Genomic DNA, 1364 nt, shown 5'->3' on the forward strand with positions numbered 1-1364 from the left:
AAGCATTTCTTGAACATTCAACAACTTATACAAATCAAAATAATGAAAAATAATAAAAAAACTCAGCAACTGGAAAATTCCATTGCTGAGTTTTTTATGCTGAAATCTTTTTTCGATGATAATCCATCGATTCATGATAAATTCTGTTGATAGTCTTTTCATAATCCGCATTAGCGACCCCAAAGACTACTTTAATATCGCTACCTTCTTGAAAAACAAATCTAACTTTTATCAAACTATTGTCCAAATAATTCAAAATCTTTCCGGCCATTGCTGGACGTTGACTAAACTGTAATGACACAGCTGCTACTAAAGCAATATTTTGATTAACGTCGACTGAATCTACACCACAGTTATTAGTTAAATCAGCTATTAATTGATTCAATTTATTACCGATTGCTTGTTTCCGACAAACAAAGCTGAATCCATCATTTCCTGAAGGTACGTAATTACTAATTATCTGTAACTTTTGAAAACTTTCTAAAACCTTCTGTAATACTTCGATATGCTTATTTAATTGATATTTTTGAATAGTAATAACAGTGTAGTCTTTCCCACCGGCTATTCCTGTAACGATGTGATCACTATTTTTTTGCAATTTGGCAACTACTAAAGTTCCACCAGATTCAGGACAATTCGTATTCAAAATAGCTGTTGGTATTTGCTTTTTCCAGACCGGACGAACTGCTTCTTCTTGAAAAACTCCGATTCCCATATAAGACAAGGCCTGCAATTCATCATAAGTTAATTTTTCAATACGTTTTGAATGACTGATGATTCTTGGATCAGCCATTAAAATACCTGATACGTCAGTCCAATTCTCATACAAATCAGCATCTAACAAATTAGCCAAAATTGCTCCTGAAATATCACTGCCACCACGAGACATCAAATGAATTGTTCCATTTTTATTAGCTCCATAAAACCCTGGTACAACAATATTAGGATGTTGTAGCATTATTTGCTTTAATCTTTTACCGGATTCTACATAATCTAAATCATCATTAAATACTAAAATATCTTTTGCATCAACAAAATAAAATCCTAAATAATCTGCCATTAATTTTGCAGTTAAATACTCTCCACGTGAAATTAAATAATCATGTGAACAATGCTGTAGTGACTTTTGAATAGTATTTAAGTCACTTCTAATATCAATACTTAGTTTCAAATCAGCTTTTATTTTAAGAATTCGTTTAGCAATTTTTTGAAAAAGTTGCTTTTTATCAGTATCTGCTGCCTGCTCCAAAGCAATCAGCATATCAGTTATCTTAACTGGTTCTTTTTGACTTTTACCAGCCGCACTGACAACTACTACTTTTCGTTCAGCATCATTATAAATAATTTGTTTAACTTTTCTAAAT

The 1364-nt window shown here is 31.6% G+C and carries 1 protein-coding gene; it reads right to left on the reverse strand.

Annotated features, from left to right (window positions below; all coding sequences use genetic code 11):
- Positions 1-94: 94 nt before the first annotated feature.
- A partial coding sequence (locus FHL06_RS13140; protein ID WP_153387057.1) for an amino acid kinase family protein occupies positions 95-1364 on the reverse strand: 1270 nt, incomplete at its 5' end.

The organism is Companilactobacillus halodurans, assembly GCF_009600985.1.
Taxonomy (GTDB): domain Bacteria; phylum Bacillota; class Bacilli; order Lactobacillales; family Lactobacillaceae; genus Companilactobacillus; species Companilactobacillus halodurans.